The sequence below is a fragment of the Streptomyces sp. NPDC001351 genome, assembly GCF_042896045.1.
GTDB lineage: Bacteria > Actinomycetota > Actinomycetes > Streptomycetales > Streptomycetaceae > Streptomyces.
In genome coordinates this window covers 164,916-184,672 of the sequence record NZ_JBIAWS010000016.1, presented here as the reverse complement: position 1 = coordinate 184,672, position 19,757 = coordinate 164,916, and the positions used below count along the sequence as shown (strand labels likewise).

The 19,757-nt window shown below is 72.3% G+C and carries 20 protein-coding genes; 13 read left to right on the top strand and 7 right to left on the bottom strand.

What is annotated here, in order from left to right; genetic code table 11:
* Positions 1-31 precede the first annotated feature (31 nt).
* From ACFY1U_RS41840 to hutU, 3 genes are all read right to left on the bottom strand, one after another.
* A complete protein-coding gene (locus tag ACFY1U_RS41840; protein ID WP_390699281.1) occupies positions 32-1,393 on the bottom strand; it encodes a formimidoylglutamate deiminase in 1,362 nt (453 codons plus the stop codon).
* Positions 1,390-2,592, bottom strand: coding sequence for an allantoate amidohydrolase (locus ACFY1U_RS41835; RefSeq protein WP_390699280.1), 1,203 nt, complete (start codon positions 2,590-2,592; stop codon positions 1,390-1,392). Before ACFY1U_RS41835 ends, ACFY1U_RS41840 begins: the two co-directional genes overlap by 4 nt.
* Before the next feature lie 200 nt (positions 2,593-2,792).
* Positions 2,793-4,457, bottom strand: a complete 1,665-nt coding sequence (gene hutU / locus ACFY1U_RS41830; RefSeq protein ID WP_390699278.1) for a urocanate hydratase — start codon at positions 4,455-4,457, stop codon at positions 2,793-2,795.
* A 147-nt stretch (positions 4,458-4,604) separates the two neighbouring features.
* Between hutU and ACFY1U_RS41825 the strand changes: the two genes are divergently transcribed.
* The 5 genes from ACFY1U_RS41825 to ACFY1U_RS41805 all read left to right on the top strand — a co-directional run bounded on the left by ACFY1U_RS41825 (position 4,605) and on the right by ACFY1U_RS41805 (position 8,349).
* A complete protein-coding gene (locus tag ACFY1U_RS41825; RefSeq protein WP_390699277.1) occupies positions 4,605-5,984 on the top strand; it encodes a diaminopimelate decarboxylase in 1,380 nt (459 codons plus the stop codon).
* 169 nt (positions 5,985-6,153) lie between these two features.
* Positions 6,154-6,561 carry a hypothetical protein gene (locus ACFY1U_RS41820; protein WP_390699276.1) on the top strand — a complete coding sequence of 136 codons (408 nt, stop codon included), beginning with the start codon at positions 6,154-6,156 and terminating at the stop codon, positions 6,559-6,561.
* Positions 6,558-7,415 (top strand): transcriptional regulator, encoded by an 858-nt coding sequence (locus ACFY1U_RS41815; RefSeq protein ID WP_390699275.1) that lies wholly within the window; start codon positions 6,558-6,560, stop codon positions 7,413-7,415. Before ACFY1U_RS41820 ends, ACFY1U_RS41815 begins: the two co-directional genes overlap by 4 nt.
* 22 nt (positions 7,416-7,437) lie before the next feature.
* Positions 7,438-7,953 (top strand): roadblock/LC7 domain-containing protein, encoded by a 516-nt coding sequence (locus ACFY1U_RS41810; RefSeq protein ID WP_390699273.1) that lies wholly within the window; start codon positions 7,438-7,440, stop codon positions 7,951-7,953.
* Between the two features lie 21 nt (positions 7,954-7,974).
* The gene (locus ACFY1U_RS41805) at positions 7,975-8,349 is read left to right on the top strand and encodes a hypothetical protein (RefSeq protein WP_390699271.1); all 375 of its coding nucleotides are present in this window, start codon (positions 7,975-7,977) and stop codon (positions 8,347-8,349) included.
* Between the two features lie 12 nt (positions 8,350-8,361).
* Here the strand turns inward: ACFY1U_RS41805 and ACFY1U_RS41800 are convergent, their stop codons facing one another.
* The 3 genes from ACFY1U_RS41800 to ACFY1U_RS41790 form a co-directional block, all read right to left on the bottom strand.
* The gene (locus ACFY1U_RS41800; protein ID WP_390699269.1) at positions 8,362-8,973 is read right to left on the bottom strand and encodes a hypothetical protein; all 612 of its coding nucleotides are present in this window, start codon (positions 8,971-8,973) and stop codon (positions 8,362-8,364) included.
* Positions 8,974-9,038: 65 nt separating this feature from the next.
* The gene (locus ACFY1U_RS41795) at positions 9,039-9,899 is read right to left on the bottom strand and encodes a MurR/RpiR family transcriptional regulator (protein WP_390699268.1); all 861 of its coding nucleotides are present in this window, start codon (positions 9,897-9,899) and stop codon (positions 9,039-9,041) included.
* Positions 9,896-11,413 (bottom strand): aromatic amino acid ammonia-lyase, encoded by a 1,518-nt coding sequence (locus ACFY1U_RS41790; protein ID WP_390699267.1) that lies wholly within the window; start codon positions 11,411-11,413, stop codon positions 9,896-9,898. Before ACFY1U_RS41790 ends, ACFY1U_RS41795 begins: the two co-directional genes overlap by 4 nt.
* A gap of 142 nt (positions 11,414-11,555) precedes the next feature.
* On the opposite strand from ACFY1U_RS41790, the gene ACFY1U_RS41785 reads away from it, so the two are divergent.
* From ACFY1U_RS41785 to ACFY1U_RS41755, 7 genes are all read left to right on the top strand, one after another.
* Positions 11,556-12,590 (top strand): ABC transporter ATP-binding protein, encoded by a 1,035-nt coding sequence (locus ACFY1U_RS41785; RefSeq protein WP_390699265.1) that lies wholly within the window; start codon positions 11,556-11,558, stop codon positions 12,588-12,590.
* Positions 12,587-13,228 (top strand): ABC transporter permease, encoded by a 642-nt coding sequence (locus tag ACFY1U_RS41780; protein WP_030941763.1) that lies wholly within the window; start codon positions 12,587-12,589, stop codon positions 13,226-13,228. Before ACFY1U_RS41785 ends, ACFY1U_RS41780 begins: the two co-directional genes overlap by 4 nt.
* A gap of 1 nt (position 13,229) precedes the next feature.
* Positions 13,230-13,892 (top strand): ABC transporter permease, encoded by a 663-nt coding sequence (locus tag ACFY1U_RS41775; RefSeq protein ID WP_030941765.1) that lies wholly within the window; start codon positions 13,230-13,232, stop codon positions 13,890-13,892.
* Positions 13,893-13,902: 10 nt separating this feature from the next.
* A complete protein-coding gene (locus ACFY1U_RS41770; protein ID WP_390699264.1) occupies positions 13,903-14,832 on the top strand; it encodes an ABC transporter substrate-binding protein in 930 nt (309 codons plus the stop codon).
* Positions 14,833-14,979: 147 nt separating this feature from the next.
* Positions 14,980-15,654 carry a carbonic anhydrase gene (locus tag ACFY1U_RS41765; RefSeq protein ID WP_390699263.1) on the top strand — a complete coding sequence of 225 codons (675 nt, stop codon included), beginning with the start codon at positions 14,980-14,982 and terminating at the stop codon, positions 15,652-15,654.
* 35 nt (positions 15,655-15,689) lie between these two features.
* Complete coding sequence (locus ACFY1U_RS41760) at positions 15,690-17,291, top strand: SulP family inorganic anion transporter (protein WP_390699262.1); 1,602 nt, start codon at positions 15,690-15,692, stop codon at positions 17,289-17,291.
* A 32-nt stretch (positions 17,292-17,323) separates the two neighbouring features.
* Entirely contained in the window at positions 17,324-17,755 is a 432-nt protein-coding gene (locus tag ACFY1U_RS41755; protein ID WP_390699361.1) for a hypothetical protein, read from the top strand.
* Between the two features lie 2 nt (positions 17,756-17,757).
* Here ACFY1U_RS41755 and ACFY1U_RS41750 read toward each other — a convergent pair whose 3' ends face one another.
* Positions 17,758-18,519: an SDR family oxidoreductase gene (locus tag ACFY1U_RS41750; RefSeq protein WP_390699261.1), complete on the bottom strand. Its 762-nt coding sequence runs from the start codon at positions 18,517-18,519 to the stop codon at positions 17,758-17,760.
* 147 nt (positions 18,520-18,666) lie between these two features.
* On the opposite strand from ACFY1U_RS41750, the gene ACFY1U_RS41745 reads away from it, so the two are divergent.
* Entirely contained in the window at positions 18,667-19,494 is an 828-nt protein-coding gene (locus ACFY1U_RS41745) for a helix-turn-helix transcriptional regulator (RefSeq protein ID WP_390699260.1), read from the top strand.
* Positions 19,495-19,757 lie beyond the last annotated feature (263 nt).

The window sequence follows — 19,757 nt, the reverse complement described above, 5'->3', positions numbered from 1 at the left end:
TCCTCGTGGGTGGCCGGGCGGGGGATGGTGGTCAGCCGCGAAGGGCTTCGACGGCTTGTGCCAGGGCCTGCGGCACATCCGGTACAAGCGCGTGGGCGCCGTCGCGTACGACATGCCGGCCGCCCACGACCGTGTGCCGTACGTCCGCCGCGCTCGCGGCGAATACGGCGGTCTCGGCGCCGAGCCTGGGCAGCGGTCCCGCTGTCCTGACCGAGTCGAGAGCGATCGTCGTGAGGTCGGCGAGGGCGCCCCGTTCGATCCTGCCCGCCTCGTCCCAGCCGAGGGCGGCGTGACCGTCGGCGGAGGCCGCGCGCAGCAGTGCCGCGGCGGTCCAGTGGCCGCGGCTCTGGGTACGCAGGCGCTCGTTGAGCTCCATCGCGCGGGCCTCTTCGAGCAGGTCGATGACGGCGTGGCTGTCGGAGCCGAGGGAGAGCGGGGAGCCCTCGTTCTGCAGGGCGACGGCCGGTCCGATGCCGTCCGCGAGGTCCCGCTCGGTCGTCGGGCACATACAGGTGCCGGTGCCGGAGCCGCCGATGAGGGAGATGTCCTCGGCGGTGAGGTGGGTGTTGTGGACGCCGGTGGTGCGCGGGCCGAGCACCCCGTGCAGGGCGAGGAGCTGGGTCGGGGTGCAGCCGTGGACTTCCAGGCACGCCTCGTTCTCGGCGGTCTGCTCCGACAGGTGCACATGGAGCGGGGCCCGCCGCTCCTCGGCCCACTGCGCCACGGTCGCCAACTGGCCGGCGGGCACGGCCCGTACGGAGTGGATGGCGGCGCCGATCCGCGCGTGATCCCGTTCCTTGAGAACTGAACAGCGTTCGGCCCAGGCCTCCGCGCTGCCGTCCGAGAAGCGCAGCTGGTGGGTGTTGGGCGGCTCGCCACCGGGCCGGTTCGAGAGGCCGGAGGAGAGATAGAGGGTGTCGAGGAGGGTGATACGGATGCCGGCGTCGGCGGCGGCCGCGATGAGGGCCTCGCCCATGGCGTTGGGGTCGGCGTAGGGGGTGCCGCCGCGCGCGTGGTGGACGTAGTGGAACTCGCCGACGGAGGTGACGCCCGCCAGCGCCATCTCGGCGTACACGGCGCGGGCGAGCGCGTGATAGCTCTCCGGGGTCAGCTTGTCGGCGACCGAGTACATGACCTCGCGCCAGGTCCAGAAGGTGCCGGAGCCGACCTGGACGGTGGAGCGCAGGGCGCGGTGGAAGGCGTGCGAGTGGGCGTTCGCCAGCCCCGGCAGGGTGAGTCCGCGCAGGATCTCGGCGCCGGGGGGCGGGGTGGGCACGTCGGTGCGGACGGCGGCGATGCGGCCGTCCGCCACCTCGACGGCGACTCCCGGCTCGACATGGGTGTCGAGCCAGGCGTGCTCCAGCCAGTACGTCCGCGTGTGGGAGTGCGTCACCTGCAGGCCAGCCCTTCCAGTACGTCGGCGAGTGCGAGCACCCCGGCCACGCAGTCGTCCTCGGCGGCGAACTCGGCCGGGGAGTGCGAGACACCCGTGGGGTTGCGCACGAACAGCATGGCGGTCGGGATGCTCCCGGAGAGGATTCCGGCGTCGTGTCCGGCACCCGTACCCAGGACGGGCACCGTGATGTCGGTGTCCTTGCCGAGGATGCGGGCCAGTTCGTCGCGCAGGGCGTGGTCGAACTCGACGACGGGCGTGAAGGACTCCCGGACGACGTCGAGGTCGATGCCGTGTGCGGCGGCGTACTCGCGGGCGGCGTTCTCGATGCCGCCGACCACGGCGTCGAGACGCTGCTGGTCCTCGGCGCGGGAGTCGAGCCAGCCGCGCACGAGCGAGGGGATGGCGTTGACGCCGTTCGGCTCGACGGCGATCTTGCCGAAGGTGGCGACGGCACCGGCGAGTTCGGCCTCCCGGCGGGCGGCGAGGACGGTCTCGGCGTACGACAGCATGGGGTCGCGCCGGTCGACGAGACGGGTCGTGCCGGCGTGGTTGGCCTCGCCCCGGAAGTCGAAACGCCAGCGGCCGTGCGGCCAGATGGCACTGGCGATGCCGACGCGGTCGCCGGACAGGTCCAGCGCCCGGCCCTGCTCGACGTGCAGTTCGACGAAGGCGCCGATGCGCTCGAGCCGCTCCGGGTCGGCCCCGATGGCCTCGGGGTCGTAGCCGGCGGCTTCCATGGCCTTGGGCAGGCTGATCCCGTCGCCGTCGGTCAGCTTGTGGGCGTTCTCGACGGTGAGCTGCCCTGCGGTGAGCCGCGACCCGACGCAGGCGAGCCCGAACCGGGCGCCCTCCTCGTCACCGAAGTTGACGATGGCGAGCGGCTTGCGGAACTCCACCCCCCTCCCGCGGAGTTCGTCGAGGGCGGCAAAGGAGGACACGACGCCCAGGGGTCCGTCGAAGGCACCCCCGTCGGGCACGGAGTCAAGGTGCGACCCCGTGACGACGGCATCCCCGGCCTTCGGATCCCCGACCCAGGCCCACTGATTCCCGTTCCGGTCGACCTCGTACGCCAGCCCACGCAGCCGGGCCTGCTCCTTGAACCAGGCCCGACACTCGACATCGGCCCCGGTCCAGGCGAACCGCCGGTACCCACGAGACTCGGCGTGCCGCCCGATGGGAAGCAACTCGCGCCACATGGAGTGGAACGAGCCACCACCGCCAGGCCGTGCGGCCTCAGTCCGTCCAGGCTGTGGGCAGTCGTTCCGCAGGGCGATGGGGGTCCCCCCGCTCGAACGAAGTTGAGAGTGGGGGCGGGTGGGCACAGCCGAAGCCGCAGTCGGCGACGAGACCTCGGCCCCCGCCGGGCGGTTGCCGCGCCGCTCATCTCCCGGAAGGGTCACGCGTCGTCACCCTCGCGCATGGGAACCCGTACACCCCGCTCGTCGGCGACCGACTCGGCGATGTCGTACCCGGCGTCGACATGCCGGATGACACCCATCCCGGGGTCGTTCGTCAGCACGCGCCGGATCTTCTCGCCCGCGAGCTTGGTGCCGTCGGCGACAGAAACCTGCCCCGCGTGGATGGACCGCCCCATGCCCACACCGCCACCGTGGTGGATGGACACCCAGGACGCGCCCGACGCCACGTTCACCATCGCGTTCAGCAGCGGCCAGTCGGCGATCGCGTCCGAGCCGTCGAGCATGGCCTCGGTCTCGCGGTACGGCGAGGCGACGGACCCGCAGTCGAGGTGGTCGCGCCCGATGGCCAGCGGAGCGGCCAGCTCACCGGAGGCGACCATGTCGTTGAACCGCTCCCCGGCCTTGTCCCGCTCGCCGTAGCCGAGCCAGCAGATACGCGCGGGCAGACCCTGGAAGTGGACCCGCTCCCCCGCCATCTTGATCCAGCGCGCGAGGGACTCGTTCTCCGGGAAGAGGTCCAGGATCGCCTTGTCGGTCTTCGCGATGTCGGACGCCTCACCCGACAGCGCGGCCCACCGGAAGGGCCCCTTGCCCTCGCAGAACAGCGGCCGGATGTACGCCGGCACAAAGCCGGGGAACGCGAACGCCCGCTCGTACCCGGCGAGTTGGGCCTCGCCACGGATCGAGTTGCCGTAGTCGAAGACCTCCGCACCGGCGTCCATGAACCCGACCATCGCCTCGACGTGCTTGGCCATCGACTCCCGCGCGCGCACCGTGAACCCGGCCGGGTCCTTCGCCGCCGCGTCCGCCATGTCGTCGAAGTCGATGCCCAGCGGCAGGTACGACAGCGGGTCGTGGGCGGAGGTCTGGTCGGTGACGATGTCGATGGGGGCGGACTCGGCGAGCATGCGGGGCAGCAGTTCGGCGGCGTTGCCCAGCAGGCCGATGGAGAGCGGGCGGCGGGCGTCGCGGGCCTCGACCGCGAGCTGGAGGGCGTGCTCCAGGCTGTCGGCCTTCACGTCCAGGTACCGGTGCTCGATGCGGCGCTCGATGGCACGCGGGTCGCAGTCGATACAGATGGCGACGCCGTCGTTCATGGTCACGGCGAGGGGCTGGGCCCCGCCCATGCCGCCGAGGCCGGCCGTCAGCGTGATGGTCCCGGCGAGGGTGCCGTTGAACTTCTTCGCGGCGACGGCGGCGAAGGTCTCGTAGGTGCCCTGGAGGATGCCCTGGGTGCCGATGTAGATCCAGGAGCCGGCGGTCATCTGGCCGTACATGGTCAGGCCGAGGGCCTCCAGGCGGCGGAACTCCTCCCAGTTGGCCCAGTCGCCGACGAGGTTGGAGTTGGCGATGAGGACGCGCGGGGCCCACTCGTGGGTCTGCATGACGCCGACGGGGCGGCCGGACTGGACCAGCATGGTCTCGTCCTGCTTCAGCCCCTTCAGCGTCCGCACCATGGCGTCGAAGGAGCGCCAGTCGCGGGCCGCCTTGCCGGTGCCGCCGTAGACGACGAGCTTGTCGGGGTGCTCGGCGACCTCCGGGTCGAGGTTGTTCTGCAGCATCCGCAGGGCGGCTTCCTGCTGCCATCCCAGGGCGCTCAGTTCCGTACCGCGCGGCGCTCGGACGGGGCGGGGTCCTGACATGGTCTGCCTCCTAGCGGATTGTTGCTGCTGTTATTCACATCCTGACGCTCTGAATAGAACTAGTCAATACATCCGCGCGCCAGCGTGGGCCCGCCGCAGATGTTTGGCTGGATGCACAGGCACGGACGGCGAGGAACGGGGGATCCCATGGACGGCAGGTACGACAGGGGCGGGGACGGGGCCGAGCGGGCGACCCGGCGGGACGAGGCGGTGCGGGCCGCCGTGGAGCAGGGGCTGCTGGGGCCCGACACCCCCATCGTGGGGCTGCTCGACATCACCGGCATCCGGGAGGCGGCCGCCGAGCTGCGGGCGGCGTTCGACGCGGTCACGGCCCCCGGCACACCCGTGCTGCACGCCTTCGCGGTGAAGGCGACCCCGCTGGTGCCGGTGCTGCGGCTGCTGCAGGCGGAGGGGATCGGCGCGGAGGTGGCGAGCCCCGGCGAGCTGGCGCTGGCGCGGGCGGCGGGCGTGCCGCCGAACCTGACGGTCCTGGACTCGCCCGCGAAGACCCCGGCCGAACTGCGGGAGGCACTCGCGCTGGGCATCGCCGTGAACGCGGACAACCCGCAGGAGCTGGACCGCATCGACGCCCTGATACGGTCCGCGACCAGCCGCTCCCCGCTCGGGATCCGGGTGAACCCGCAGGTCGGCGGAGGTTCCATCGAGGCGACCTCGACCGCGACGGCGACCTCGAAGTTCGGGGTGGCGCTGCGCGACGAGGGGGCGCGGGAGTGGGTCGTACGGGCGTATGCGGACCGCCCGTGGCTGACGCGGCTGCACGCCCACACCGGGTCGCAGGGCATTCCGCTCTCGCTGATGGTGCAGGGCGTGGCCGAGACATATGCGCTCGCCGAGGAGATCAACCGGCGGCGCGGGCGCCCGCAGATCGACACGCTCGACATCGGCGGCGGACTGCCGGTGAACTTCGGCTCGGACGACACGACACCGACGTACGCGCAGTACGCGCGGTTGCTGAGCGAGGCGGTGCCGGGACTGTTCGACGGGCGGTACGGGCTGGTCACCGAGTTCGGGCGGTCGCTGCTGGCCAAGCACGGGACGGTGGTGGCCCGGGTGGAGTACGCCAAGAGCGCGGGCGGGCGGCCGGTCGCGGTCACGCACGCGGGTGTGCAGGTGGCGACGCGGACGGTGTACGTGCCGGGCGCCTGGCCGCTCAGGATCGCCGCCTACGACGGCAAGGGGCGCCCCAAGGAGGGCCCCGCGGTCGTGCAGGACGTGGCGGGGCCGGCCTGCTTCTCGGGCGACCTGCTGGCGGAGGGGCGGGCGCTGCCGCTGCTGGAGCAGGGGGACTACGCGGCGGCGCTGGACACGGGGGCGTACTACTTCGCGCACCACTACGCGTACAACTCCCTCGCGCGGCCCGGGATTTACGGCTTCGCACCGGACGGGGCCGGGGGCACCGCCTTCGTGACCGTCCGGGAGCCGCAGAGCCTCGACGAGATCGTGGCCGAGTCGGGAGGGGCGCACGTGGACTCGCTCACCACCCTCCGGGCGCCTGACCGCCGTTGACGCACGCCGGTGGGCCTGATGGTCAACTACAGGTGAATCAAGGCAAGTTGACCCACCTTAGTCGCCCGGCGCATGTTCCACTGGAAAATGCCAGAACGCTCACCCCTCGCGCACACGTTGCGTAGTTTCGGCGTCACTCAGCCGAACCGCAGGCGGGAGGGGAGCCACGGTGCCCGGAATCGACGAGTGTCTGCTGGAAGCGATGCGACTGCCCGGTGCCCGGGGGGCCGCACTGATCGACTGGATGAGCGGGCTGGCCCTGGGCACCGTCGGCGAGTCCCCCGGCGGCGACCAGGAGGCGGCCGCGGTGGAGGCCGCCGAGATCGCCCGGCTGGCCGCCGAGCAGCATGCGTTCGCGCCGGACGACGATCCCGACGGCGGGGCGGCCGTCGACGCGGATCCGCCGGTCGAGGACCTGATCGTCAGCAACCGGGACAGCTATCACGTGCTGCGGTTCGTGGGGGCCTCCTTCGACGGCAGTGTGTTCCTGCACCTGTGGCTGGCCCGCGCGGAGGGCAATCTGGCGCTGGCCCGCATCCGGCTGGGCGAGATGGCCGAACGGCTGGTGCTGGCATGACCGCCGTCCGGACGGCCGAACCCCCGCGTCTGCCCGTGCGCACCAAGACCGCGGCCGGCGAGCGGGGGTGGGGCGGTGTCTCCCCGATGCTGACCCGGCTCGCCGCCGAGCGGGCCACCGGCGTCCTGGTCCGCGAGCGCGGCACGCTCCACCTCGCCGAGGGCCTGGTGGTGCACGCCGAGAGCCCGTCCGCACCCGGTCTGGACACCCTCCTCACGGCCCACGGCACGCTCTCCCCCGAGGCCTGGCAGCGAGCGCTCACCGAGGCGGACGACGGTCACGGCGCCGTCCGCCACCTGATCGAGAGCGGCCATCTCACCTCCGGAGCACTGGAGTTGTGCCGGCTGACGGCGCTGTACGACGCCGCGTACTTCGCCCTCGCCCCCAGCAGCACGCCCGGCCGTTTCCGCTACGGCACCGCCCACCCCATCGGCCCGATCCACCCGGTCCCGGTGGCCGCCCTGGAGCACGAGACGCTGCGCCGCCGTGACCTCCTGCACCGCATCTGGCCGGATCCGAGGACCGACGAGGCCCCCCTGATCCGCGCGGACCCCGTGGCGGCCCCCGCCCTCACCCGCCGCCAGCGGAGCGTGCTGGACCGGGTGAACGGCGAGCGCACGGCACCGGACATCGCCCGCGAACTGGGCCGCCCGGCCTTCCACACCCTGGTGGACGTGCGGCGGCTGATGGCGGCGGGGGTCGTATCGCCCCGGCCCGGACCGGCACAGCCGAAGCCGGCCCAGCCGTCGCCCGCCCGTGGCGAGCCACCCCCGCCGACCGGCCCCGAGCAGCTGCCGCCCGATCCCCACACCACCTTGCTGAAGAGGCTCAGGGATGCGCTGGAGGCCCTTTGACTGGTTCGAGAGGAGACACCGGATGGCTGCCGACCCGCACATCCTCGAGGAGCTGCGCCGTCTGAGAGCCCGCGTCCCCCAGCTCACCGGCGCCCTCGCGACCGGCCTCGACGGGCGCGTCCTCGCCCACGACACCCCGGGCGTGGAGCCGAACGGCATGGCCGCGCTCGTCGAGACCGCGCACGGAGCAGCGGTGAAGCTGGCGGACGCGACGGGACAGGGCGAGTTCCGCGAACTGCTCGTGCGCGGGGTGTACGGCTATGTGGCGACGTACGCGGCGGGCGGCGCAGCCGTGCTGACGCTGCTCGCCCAGGACCGCGTGAACCTCGGCCGGCTCCTCCTGGAGGGCCGCCGGGCGGCCGCCCGCATCGGCGAGCTCGGCGACAGCCGTACGGCACCCGCCCACCAGAGCAGTCCGGCCAGGGAGGCCAAGGCGGCCAAACCGGAGAGCAAACCGGCCGCCCCACGGACCAGAACCCCGCGCGCACCACGCACCACAACCACCAACACCAACGCGCGCACCACCACGGAAAGTTGAGAGGAACCGAGGAGCACAGTCATGGCCAACACCGAAACCGCACTGAAAGAGGCGCTCGCCTCCATCGAGGGCGCCACCGGCGTCGCGCTCGTCGACTACACCAGCGGCATGGCGCTGGGCACGATGGGCGGCAGCAAGAGCTTCGACCTGAATGTCGCCGCCGCCGGCAACACCGATGTCGTCCGCGCCAAGATGCGCACCATGGAGCACCTCGGGCTCAAGGGCCAGATCGAGGACATCCTGATCACGCTGAGCGACCAGTACCACCTGATCCGCCTGATCAGCGGCCGCGGCGGCAACGGACTCTTCCTGTACCTGGTGCTCGACGCCAAGAGGTCCAACCTGGCGATGGCCCGCCACCAGCTGAAGAAGATCGAGGAGGAGCTCGAGGTCTGACCGACCGTCTCGCTATACGAGCGCCGCGGTGCGGCGCCGCGCTCCGCCCGGAGCCGCGTCGCCCGCCGCGATGCCCGTGCTGCGGTACGCCTTGACTGCCTTGCCGGCCGGGCGGCCGCCGTTCGCGGCGAGCCAGTCGACGCGCACCCACAGCAGGATGTCGTCGGCCCGTTCGCGCCGCCCGAGCCAGGCGGCCTTCAGCCGCAGCCCGGTGCCGCACCCGGCGAGCAGCATGCCTCCGGCAGCGGGCACCGCGAACGCGCTGCCGAGGGCCGCCGCGAAGGCGAGCAGCAGCCACCAGCGGTGCCCGCGGCGCCAGTTGCGCACGCTCACCGCGCGGTCCTGGAGCACGTCGTGCTTGCCGGCGCGGGCGGCCGCCCGGGCGAGCGCGGCGTACCGTTTGCGCCGCACGGTCGGGACGACCGCCGCGGCGAGGATGAACAGCACGGCTCCCGCCAGCACGCCGATCCGCCGCCCGGTCAGCCCCGGCACCAGTACTCCGACACCCGCCGCGAACACCCCGGCCCACCAAAGGGGTGCTGCTCCGGCCCGTACGACGACGGCCACCCGAGCCAGACCCTGGGCTCTGCCTTCTCCGCGTGCCACGTCCGTCTCCCGTCTCATGTCTGTGCGGCATCCGTGAGACGCACGTTAACGAGGCAACGTGAGACGAATCTGAAAACGTGGGACTACTCCACGAACAGCCCGCGCGCCGCCGCCCGTGCGTCGAACTCCTCCAGGCGGGCCTGCGCGTCCGGCAGGTCGTCGCACATCGCCTCCAGCAGGACGCGGCCGAGCAGCATCGGCGCGCAGGCGGTGTCGAAGGCGAGCCCCGTGCCGACGGCGGCGGGCAGGAGCAGGTCGGAGACCTTGGCGACCGGCGCGAAGGCCGAGTCGGCGACCGTCACCACCGTCAGGCCGGCCTCCTTCGCGAAGGCCAGCGTGTCCACGACCTCGCGCGGATGCCGGGGCAGCGCGAAGCACAGCAGCGCTGTCGCTCCGGCCCGTACGGCGGCCTCGATGCGGTCGTGGATCATCGTGCCGCCCTCGTTCAGCAGCCGTACGTCCGGGTGGACCTTGGCGGCGAAGTAGCCGAAACCGTAGGCCTGGGAGGCGGCGGCGCGCAGCCCGAGGACGGGCAGCGGCCGGGAGGCCGCCAGCAGCCGGCCCGCCTTCTGCACGGGCCGGGGGTCGGCCAGCAGCTCCGCGAGGTGCCGGAGGTTCTCGATCTCGGCCTCCACGGCCTGCTGGTACTCGTTGTACGAGCCGGCGTCCGCGGCCTGTTCGGCGGGGGCGACCTCGCGCAGGTGCTTGCGCAGGGCCGGGTAGCCGTCGAAGCCGAGGGCGACCGCGAAGCGGGTCACGGACGGCTGGCTGACCCCGGCCAGTTCGGCCAGCTCGACGCTGGAGAGGAACGGCACGTCGGCGGCGCGCCGCACCATGCTGTGTGCGATGCGCCGCTGGGTCGGCGTCAGCCGGTGCCCCTCGAAGAGCGCCTGCAGCCGCCCCGCCGGACTGTCCACCACGCTCACGTCCCTCTCCGTGCTCATGACCCGCTCCCCCTCCAGATGTCCGTGAACCGGTCCAGCAGTGCGGCCGCCGCCGTCACGTCCTCCGTGAGCGGCCGGTCGGCCTGGTCGGCCCCCAGTACCGACTCGGCGAGCTCCAGCGCGCGGCCCACCGGGAGGTCCGGTTCGGGCCGCATGTCGCGCTGGCGCAGGGCCCGTACGGCGGCGACCAGTTCGCAGCCCACGACGAGACGGTACGCGCGGCAGGCGCGCAGTGTCTGACGTGCGGCGAGCGAGGCGAAGCTGGCCTGTTCCTCGACGCCCCGGGAGAGTACAGCGTGCCCGAGCGAGGCGGGAGCGGAGAAGGCCCGCAGATCACCCAGGGCGGCCCCGGCGGCGTACTCGAGGATCATCACGCCGGAGGAGGCGGGCACGTCGTCGGCGAGGAAGGGCCGCAGCCGGGTGAAGGCGGGCTCGTTGAGCGTGGAGAGACGTGAGGTCGACAGACGGGCGACCTGGGTGAGGGACAGCCTGAAGTGGTCCAGGGCGAGGGCGAGTTGGGCCTGGTAGAAGCCGCCGTGGTGGTAGGCGGCCATGTCCTCGGGTGAGATCAGGGGGTTCTCTGCGGCCGCGTTGATCTCGATCGCGACGACCTCCTCCAGGTCGTCCGCCGCGTCCAGGGCCGGGCCGTGGATCTGGGGCAGACAGCGGAAGCCGTACGGGTCCTGGATCCGGCCGAGGGGAGGCGTGGGCCGGTCCGCCGCGCCGATCAGTTCGCGCATCCGGCGGGCGACCTCGCTGGAGCCCCGGTGCGGGCGGGCGGCGTGCACGGGGGCGGCGTACGCCTCGTGCGAGCCGTCGACGGCCAGCAGGGAGAGGGCGGCGACGACCTGGGTGGCCTGCACGAGCCCGCGCAGTTCGTGCAGGGCGAGGGCGGACTGGCCCAGGGTGAGGGCGTTGCTGCTGATGAAGGCCAGCGCGTCGTTGTTGTCGAGCTGCTGGGGCTTGGGCGCGCCCGGCCCGCGCCAGGGGTGCTCCCCCGCGAGTGCCAGTCCCGCCTGCGCCAGCGCCGCGATGTCCCCCGTGCCCACCGACCCGAACTCGTTGACGACCGGATGTGCCCCGCTCTCCAGCGCCTCGCACAGCGCGGTGACGACGGTGGGCCTGAGGCCTGCGCCGCCCGCGAGGAGCTGGTTGGCGCGGACCGCGAGCATCGCCCGCACCTCCCGCGCGGGCAGCTCCTCGCCGATCGCGCCGGCATGGCTGCGCAGCAGCCTGAGGCCGTGCTCGGCGGCCGCCTCGGTGGGCACGTCCTCGTTCCGGTTGGCGCCCACACCGGTGGAGCGGCCGTAGACGCGCCCGGTCGCGGCGATCTGCCGGGCGGCGTCCCAGGACTCCTCGACGCGCCGCATCGCCTCGCTCCCGGGGACCGGCCGCGCACTCCCGTCGGCGAGGCGCACGACGTCCACGACGCCGAGACCGACCCCGTCGAGGACGACGAGACCGGCGCCCCCGGAGAGCGCCGCGGGCGATGTGTCCACGATCCGAGACGACATAAGACCCCAATCTCCCCTCAATCCGGACACTCGATCTTGCTCTTCGGTCATCCGTTACCTCGGATTAACACCAACCCGTTGACAACCTATTCAGCTACCAAGAACTCTGCATGACGTTATACAGCCGGGCAAGGGACAACTCATGATCCAGTTCGACGCGGTCCACAAGCGCTTCCCCAACGGCACGACAGCAGTCCACGACCTCTCCCTGGAAATGCCGGAAGGGGGCGTGACGGTCCTCGTCGGATCCTCCGGTTGCGGCAAGACGACCACCTTGCGGATGGTCAACCGCATGGTGGAGCCGACCTCCGGGACCATCCGGGTCGGCGGCAAGGACGTCACACGGCAGGACGCCGCCGAGCTGCGCCGCTCCATCGGGTACGTCATCCAGCAGTCGGGGCTGTTCCCGCACCGCACGGTGCTGGACAACATCGCCACCGTGCCGCTCCTGCTCGGCTGGGGCCGCCGGAAGGCCCGCACCCGGGCCGCCGAGCTGCTGGAGACCGTCGGCCTCTCCGCCGACGCCGGCAAGCGCTACCCCCACCAGCTCTCCGGAGGCCAGCAGCAGCGCGTCGGCGTGGCCCGCGCGCTGGCCGCCGACCCGCCCGTCCTGCTGATGGACGAGCCCTTCGGCGCCGTCGACCCGGTGGTGCGCACCCAGCTCCAGGACGAACTTCTGCGCCTGCAGAAGGAGTTGAGCAAGACCATCGTCTTCGTCACCCACGACGTCGACGAGGCCGTGCGGCTCGGCGACCAGATCGCCGTCTTCCGCACCGGCGGCCACCTGGTGCAGTGCGCCGCACCCGCCGAACTCCTCGCCCGCCCGGCCGACGACTTCGTGGCCGGCTTCCTCGGCGCCGAGCGCGGCCTGAAGCTGCTCTCGCTGACGACCCTCGCGGACGTCCCGCAGGGCCCGGCCCCCGAGGGCGGCGCCTGGACCCTCGTACTCGACGAGGCACGCAAGCCCCTGCGCTGGGCGGGCAGGGACGCCGAACTCCCCGTGCGCCCGCTCAAGGACACCGACTCCCTCCTGTCGGCGCTCAACGAGTCGGTCGCCTCGCCCACCGGCCTGATCGCCCGCGTCGACGCGGACGGCGTCCTCACCGGCGTCTCGTCCCGCGACGACATCCACCGGCACGCAGGCCAGGCGCACACGGAAGCCCGGGTGGCCGCATGACCATCGACTGGTCGTGGATAGGCGACCACACCGACGACCTCACCAGCCTCACGGTCTCCCACCTCCAGGCCGCCCTGACCGCCGTCTTCTTCGGCGTCCTGATCTCGCTGCCGCTCGCGGTGGTCGCACACCGGATCCGCCCCCTGCGCGGCTTCCTGCTCGGCTTCTCGAACGTCCTGTTCACGATCCCGTCGATCGCGATCTTCGTGCTCCTGCTGCCGATCAGCGGCCTGACCCGCACCACCACGGTCATCGGCCTGACCGTCTACACCCTGGTCGTGCTGCTGCGGAACACGGTCGAGGGCCTCGACTCGGTCCCCGCGAAGACCAAGGAGGCCGCGAAGGCGATGGGCACGCGCCCCCTGCGCACGCTCCTCACCGTCGAGTTCCCGCTCGCACTCCCCGTGATCATGGCGGGCGTCCGTATCGCGACGGTCATGTCGATCTCCCTGGTCTCCGTCGCGACCTACATCGGCGACGGCGGCCTCGGCCAGCTCTTCACCGACGGCTTCCAGCGCAACTTCCCCACCCCGGTGATCGTGGGCGTGGTCCTCACGATCCTCCTCGCCGTGGTCGCGGACGCCCTGCTGGTGGCCCTCCAGTACGCCCTCACCCCGTGGAAGAGGCGGCGAGCCTGAGATGTACGAACTCTTCAAGAACCTCGGCAGCTGGCTGACCAGCGGATCACAGTGGACCGGCCCGGACGGCATCGCCCACCGCCTCGCCGAGCACCTCCAGTACTCCCTTCTCGCGACCCTCATCGCGGCCGCGATCGGCCTCCCCCTCGGCCTGTTGATCGGCCACACCGGCAAGGGCGCGTTCGTCGCGATCAACCTGTCGTCCTTCGGCCGCGCACTGCCGACCGTCGGCCTGGTCGTGCTGGTCTTCCTGGCCGGCGGCCTGTCGATGCTGCCGGTGTACGTCGCGCTGGTCGCGCTCGCGGTCCCGGCGATCGTCACCAACACCTACGCCGGGATGACGGCCGTCGACCCGGACGTCCGCGATGCCGCCCGCGGCCAGGGCATGCGCGGCCACCAGGTCCTGTTCCAGGTCGAGCTGCCCCTCGCGCTCCCCCTGATCATGACGGGCCTGCGCCTGGCGCTGATCCAGGTCGTCGCGACGGCCACGATCGCCGCGTACGTCTCCTTCGGCGGTCTCGGCCGCTACGTCTTCGACGGCCTCGCCCAGCGCGACCTCGTGCAGGTGCTGGGCGGCGCGGTGCTGGTCGCCGTGGTCGCCGTACTCCTCGACCTGCTGCTGAGCACCCTCCAGCGCTTCCTCTTCCGCCACCGCACCGCCTAGGGACTTCCCGATGAACCGACGCACTCTCCTCGGCGGCCTCTTCGCCGCGGCCTCCGTCCCCGCCCTCTCCGCCTGCGCGAGCGGCATCACCTCCCTCGACGGCCAGGGCTCCGCCTCCGGTGGCGGCGGCTCCAGCAAGGGCGGAGTCACCATCGGCACCGCCAACTTCACCGAGAACCAGGTACTCGGCTACCTCTACGCGGCCGTACTCCAGCAGGCCGGAGTGAAGGTGAAGGTCCGCCCCAACCTCGGCACCCGCGAGATCGTGATCCCCGCCCTGAAGAGCGGCGACATCGACCTCCTGCCCGAGTACCAGGGTGCCCTCCTCAACTACCTGGCACCGAAGGACGATTCGGCGGAGCCCGGCACCATGCAGAACGCCCTCACGCTGGCGATGCCCAGCGGCCTGCAGGTCCTGCCGTACGGACAGGCCGCCGACTCCGACTGTTTCGTGGTCACCCGTCAGACGGCCCGGAAGTACGGTCTGGCCTCCCTCGCCGACCTGGCGAAGCAGAACGGCAAGCTGGTCATCGGCGCCGCGCCCGAGGTGAAGAAGCGCCGGGTGGGTGCGATCGGGCTGAAGGACGTCTACGGCGTGGAGTTCAAGGAGTTCAAGTCACTCGACTCCGACGGCCCGCTGGTCAAGGGCGCCCTGAAGAAGGGCGACGTGGACGTGGCGAACCTCTTCACCACCGACACCGACATCGCGGCCAACGACTGGGTGGTGCTGAGCGACCCGAAGAACCTGATCCCCAGCCAGCACATCGTCCCGCTCATCGCCGACCGCAAGGCCGACGACAAGGTCCGCAAGGCCCTGGCCAGGCTGGGCAACGTCCTGACGACCGCCCAGCTCACCCAGCTCAACAGCCAGGTCGACAACGACAAGAAGGACCCGGAGGACGTGGCCAACGCGTACGCCAAGCAGCACGGGCTCGTCTGATCAAGAGATGAAGAGATCAAGAAGGGGTATCCGGGCGGCGATGATCTGACGACGAATCAACCAAGTGTTTTTAAACGGGCACTCAGGGTAACTGATCGCATGCATACGGTGAATGTGCGCTATCGGCACAACACCTGAGGATGCGTCATGGCCTCGAACCGCAGGGCCTTTCTCGCCGCCACCGCCGTCGGCGCGCTGGCCGCCGCCCCCGCGTCGGCGGCCCCCGCCGACCCCGACGCCCGGCCCCGCCCGCCCGTCACCGCCCGCTCCGCCCTCGGCGACCTGCTCGCCGGCAACCGGCGCTACGCCACCGGCACTTCCCGCCACCCGCACGAGAGCAACGGGCGGCGGCACGCGCTGGCGGCCGGACAGCACCCGTTCGCGGTGGTCGTCGGCTGCATCGACTCCCGGGTGCCGCCGGAACTCGTCTTCGACCAGGGCCTCGGGGACCTGATCTGCATAAGGACGGCCGGCCAGGTGCTGGACGAGGCGGTGCTCGCCTCCATCCAGTACGGCGTCCAGGAACTGCGCATCCCGCTGGTGCTGGTGCTCGGGCACGAGCGCTGCGGGGCGGTCGCGGCCACGCTGGACCATCTGCGCACGGACGCCCCGGTCCCCGGCCATCTGGAGCTGCTGGTGGACGAGATCGCCCCGGCCGCCCTGCGCACCCGGCACCTGCCCGGCGACTGGGCCGAACACACCATGCGGGCCAACACGGTCTGGGTACGGGACGCGATCCGCGCCGACCCGGCCTTCACCTCGGCGCACATCACGGCGGCCCGCTTCGACCTCGACACCGGGCTGGTCTCCCTGCTGCCCTGAACCACCTGTCACCCCCCCCTTCACGAAGAAGACCCATGAACCCCCCTCGCCCGTCCCTCTCCGTCCTGCCCTCCCTCGCCGACCTCCGCTCCATGACCCGCGCCCCGCGGCGCGACCTCCTGTGCGGCCTCACCGTGGCCGTCGTAGCCCTTCCCCTCGCCCTCGGTTTCGGAGTGACGTCCGGGCTCGGTGCCGCCTCCGGGCTGGTCACCGCGATCGTCGCCGGGGCGCTCGCCGCGCTCTTCGGCGGCAGCGCGCGCCAGGTCAGCGGCCCCACCGGCGCGATGACCGTCGTCCTCGTGCCGATCGTGCACCACTACGGCGCCGACGGCGTCCTCACCGTCGGCCTGCTCGCCGGGCTGATGCTGCTGGGGCTGGCCTTCGCCCGGGCCGGATCCGCCATGGCGTACGTGCCCGCTCCCGTGATCGCCGGCTTCACCATCGGCATCGCGGCGGTGATCTCCCTACAGCAGGTGCCGAACGCGCTCGGTGTGCCGCTCCCGCACGGCGAGCAGGTCGCGGTCGTCGCGGCGCGGGCGGCCGAGGAGTTCGGGGCCGCCCCGCACTGGCCGGCCCTGCTGCTCGCGCTCGGCTCGGCGGCACTGATGCTGGCGGGCGCCCGCTGGAAGCCGACCGTGCCCTTCTCCCTCGCCGCCGTCGCCGCGGCGACGGTCGTGGCCGAGGCCCTGCACCTGCACGTCACCCGGATCGGCTCGCTTCCGCCCTCGCTGCCCGCGCCCTCCCTCGCCTTCCTCGACGTCACCCGCGTTCCCTCCCTCCTCGCTCCCGCAGCCGCGGTCGCCGCGCTCGCGGCCCTGGAGTCCCTCCTGTCCGCGTCCGTGGCCGACGGGATGCGCCCCGGTGAGCGCCACGACCCCGGCAAGGAGCTCTTCGGGCAGGGCGTCGCCAACCTCGCGGCCCCGCTCTTCGGCGGCGTCCCGGCGACGGGCGCGATCGCCCGCACCGCGGTCAACGTCCGCACCGGCGCCGCGTCCCGCCTCGCCGCCCTTGCGCACGCCGTGATCCTGGCCGGGATCGTCGCGGTCGCCGCCCCGCTGGTGGGGCGTATCCCGCTGGCCGCGCTGGCGGGCGTCCTGCTCGCGACCGCCGTACGGATGGTGGAGACGGACGCGGTACGGACCATGGCCCGCGCGACCCACGGCGACGCCCTGGTCCTGGTCCTCACCGCGGCCTCGACGCTCGCCCTGGACCTGGTACGGGCCGTGCTGATCGGGCTCGGTGTCTCCGTCCTGCTGGCCCTGCGCGCGGCCGTCCGCGGCACCCGCCTCACGCCCGCCGCGGCCGACGAGGTACCCGGAGGGGCGGGCACGGTGACCTACCGCTTCGACGGCCCGCTGCTGTTCGCCGCCGCCCAGCGCTTCCGCCGCAGCCTCGCCGACGTGCAGGGCGTCGCGGCCGTCGACCTGCGCCTGTCGGGCCTGACGGCAGTGGACGCGACCGGTGCGATGGCGCTGAAGGACGTGGTCGGCGAGCTGCGCGGCCGCGGTATCGAGGTCAGCATCAGCGGGGTCGGTCAGGGCCACCGCCGGGTGCTGGAGTCGTTCGGTGTCCTCCCGGCCGGCCCCAGCCCCGACAGGGGGGCTATCCCCAGTGCGGTGAGCGCCCCGGCTCCCTAACGTGGGTTCCCATGACGGGAATGGAGACGGGGATGGACGCGCGGGACGCCGAGCTCAAGAAGGAACTCAACGCCACCCTCCAGGCGCGCAGGGAACTCGGCGAGGAGTACGAGTCGGCGCTGGTCGACTCGTTCCTGGAGAAGGTCGACCAGCGCATCGACGGCGCGGTGGAGCGCCGGGTGCGCCGGCAGCTCGCCGAGCAGCAGATGGTGGTGGCCCGGGGCTCCCGGGCACCGAAGCCGCCGACGGACTCCTGGGGCGAGCGCTTCGGCTTCGGCATCGTCTCGCTGGTCCTGGCGATCCCGCTGTCCGCGATCGGCGGCGGCATCGGTCATCTGCCCGGCCTCTTCGTCACCTGGGCCGGCATCGTCGGCGTGAACGCCTTCCAGGCCGTCCGCGCCAACGCCGACCTCTTCGGCCGCCGTCGCCGCTCCGCCAAGGACGAGGACCGCTGGGAGGACTGACCTCACACCTGCCGGGTGGGCAGCACCATGATCTGCCGCAGGTTGACGTGCCGAGGACGGCTGCTGACGTAGGCCACGACATCGGCGACCTCCTCGGCCGACAGCGAACCCAGCGCCTCGACCATCCCCTCCACCTGCTCCTGCAGCGAGTCGCTGTCGATGTGCTGCGCCAGCTCGGTCGCCGTCAGCCCGGGCTCGATATTGGTGACGCGCACGTCACGGGGTCCGAACTCACCGCGCAGGGACTGCGAGAGATAGGTAACGGCGGCCTTGGTCGCCCCGTACACCGCGTAGTTGGGGAACGTGATGTGCGCGCCGACGGACGAGATGTTCACGAGGTCCGCGGTACGGCCGTCCGCGGCCGCGCCCACCAGATCGGCGGTGAAGGCGCGGATCACCCGCAGCACACCGCTGACATTGGTGTCGAGCATCCGCTGCCACTCGTCGACCCGCCCGTCGTCGACGGGGTTGGGCAGCATGACTCCGGCCGAGTTCACGACCAGGTCGACGGTCCCGTAGGCGGCATGGATCCGCTCTACGGCCGCGTCCACCGACCCGCCGTCGGTCACGTCGGCGACCACGGCGAGCGCCTGCCCGCCGTTCGCCCGGATCTTCTCGACGATCGCGTCCAGCCGTTCACGGCGCCGCGCCAGCAGCGCGACCCTGGCGCCCTGCGCCGCCAGCAGTACGGCGACGGCCTCACCGATCCCGCTCGCGGCCCCGGTGACGACAGCGGTACGGCCGGCCAGGTTCTCGTACGACATGAGTGCTCCTCCGCAAGGAAGTCGCCCGGGCGTCTCCCGGCGACACCAACCACCCTGCGCCGCCGCTCGGGCCCTACCCAGGGATGAGCTTTTCCTGGGTCTGCCAGTACCAGGTTCGGATTCCTCCCCTCCCCTACGATCGAACCCATGGACGGGGACCTCGGAGATTTCCTGCGCTCGCGCCGCGCCCGCATCCAGCCCGAGGAGGTGGGGCTGGTCTCGCACGGACGACGCCGCGTGCCCGGCCTGCGCCGGGAGGAGGTGGCGCAGCTGGCGGGCGTCAGCGTCGACTACTACATCCGCCTCGAACAGGACCGTGGGCCGAGCGTGTCGGACGCCGTACTGGACGCCATCTCCCGCGTGCTGCGGCTGGACGAGGAGGAGCACGCGTATCTCTACGCGGTGGCCCGTCCGCAGAAGAAGCGCGAGCGGCGCCGGGCCGCGCCCCGGGTCCGCCCCGGCATCCAGGCGCTGCTCGACGGCATGGCCCACACCCCGGCGTTCGTCCTCGGGCCCGCCATGGACGTCCTGGCCTGGAACGCGCTCGCCGACGCCCTGAACGGCTTCAGCCGGATGCCGTCCGCCCGGCGCAACATGGTCCGCCACCTGTTCCTGGACCCCGGCGGCCGTGACGTCTACCCCGACTGGGCCGCGGTCGCCGCCCAGACCGTGGCCCATCTGCGGCTGAACGCGGGCGCCCGCCCCGACGACCCGGGCCTGCGCGAACTGGTCGGCGAACTCTCCCTCAAGAGCGAGGACTTCCGCCGCCTGTGGGCCGACCACCAGGTCAAGGCGTGCATGTACGGGGTCAAGCGCGTCCGGCACCCGGTCGCAGGCCTGCTGACCCTGCCGTACGAATCGCTGTCGGTGCCGGGAGAGCCGGACCAGACGATCGTGGCGTACACCCCGGAGCCGGGCTCGGAGACGGCGGAGCGCTTGGCGCTGCTGGGGAGTTGGGCCAGTACGAACGCATAGCCCCGCGGAAAAAGATATCCGCGGGGACCGCCGCACCCCCGTTGCCGGGGGGCGGGACGACGGCGGTCCCCGCGAGGGACGCTGACCGGGTCAGGGCCGGGTCTCGCGTCCGGGCGTCCATGGAGGTCCGGGAGCCGCTCCGGAGGTCCTTGGACGTTTCGGTGCCGGCGGGGGCGGGGAGCCGCTCCCGCCCTGCCGACACCCACTAATGTGCCGGACCCGTGTTAAGCGTGTGCTGCGTGGACGTGACACGCTCGTACCAC

Coding starts and splice junctions, on each gene's coding strand:
- ACFY1U_RS41835 (WP_390699280.1), bottom strand. CDS start 2,592: ATGTGGCGCGAGTTGCTTCCCATCGGGCGGCACGCCGAGTCTCGTGGG.
- hutU (WP_390699278.1), bottom strand. CDS start 4,457: ATGTCAGGACCCCGCCCCGTCCGAGCGCCGCGCGGTACGGAACTGAGC.
- ACFY1U_RS41825 (WP_390699277.1), top strand. CDS start 4,605: ATGGACGGCAGGTACGACAGGGGCGGGGACGGGGCCGAGCGGGCGACC.
- ACFY1U_RS41815 (WP_390699275.1), top strand. CDS start 6,558: ATGACCGCCGTCCGGACGGCCGAACCCCCGCGTCTGCCCGTGCGCACC.
- ACFY1U_RS41810 (WP_390699273.1), top strand. CDS start 7,438: ATGGCTGCCGACCCGCACATCCTCGAGGAGCTGCGCCGTCTGAGAGCC.
- ACFY1U_RS41805 (WP_390699271.1), top strand. CDS start 7,975: ATGGCCAACACCGAAACCGCACTGAAAGAGGCGCTCGCCTCCATCGAG.
- ACFY1U_RS41800 (WP_390699269.1), bottom strand. CDS start 8,973: ATGAGACGGGAGACGGACGTGGCACGCGGAGAAGGCAGAGCCCAGGGT.
- ACFY1U_RS41795 (WP_390699268.1), bottom strand. CDS start 9,899: ATGAGCACGGAGAGGGACGTGAGCGTGGTGGACAGTCCGGCGGGGCGG.
- ACFY1U_RS41790 (WP_390699267.1), bottom strand. CDS start 11,413: ATGTCGTCTCGGATCGTGGACACATCGCCCGCGGCGCTCTCCGGGGGC.
- ACFY1U_RS41785 (WP_390699265.1), top strand. CDS start 11,556: ATGATCCAGTTCGACGCGGTCCACAAGCGCTTCCCCAACGGCACGACA.
- ACFY1U_RS41780 (WP_030941763.1), top strand. CDS start 12,587: ATGACCATCGACTGGTCGTGGATAGGCGACCACACCGACGACCTCACC.
- ACFY1U_RS41775 (WP_030941765.1), top strand. CDS start 13,230: ATGTACGAACTCTTCAAGAACCTCGGCAGCTGGCTGACCAGCGGATCA.
- ACFY1U_RS41770 (WP_390699264.1), top strand. CDS start 13,903: ATGAACCGACGCACTCTCCTCGGCGGCCTCTTCGCCGCGGCCTCCGTC.
- ACFY1U_RS41765 (WP_390699263.1), top strand. CDS start 14,980: ATGGCCTCGAACCGCAGGGCCTTTCTCGCCGCCACCGCCGTCGGCGCG.
- ACFY1U_RS41760 (WP_390699262.1), top strand. CDS start 15,690: ATGAACCCCCCTCGCCCGTCCCTCTCCGTCCTGCCCTCCCTCGCCGAC.
- ACFY1U_RS41755 (WP_390699361.1), top strand. CDS start 17,324: ATGGACGCGCGGGACGCCGAGCTCAAGAAGGAACTCAACGCCACCCTC.
- ACFY1U_RS41750 (WP_390699261.1), bottom strand. CDS start 18,519: ATGTCGTACGAGAACCTGGCCGGCCGTACCGCTGTCGTCACCGGGGCC.
- ACFY1U_RS41745 (WP_390699260.1), top strand. CDS start 18,667: ATGGACGGGGACCTCGGAGATTTCCTGCGCTCGCGCCGCGCCCGCATC.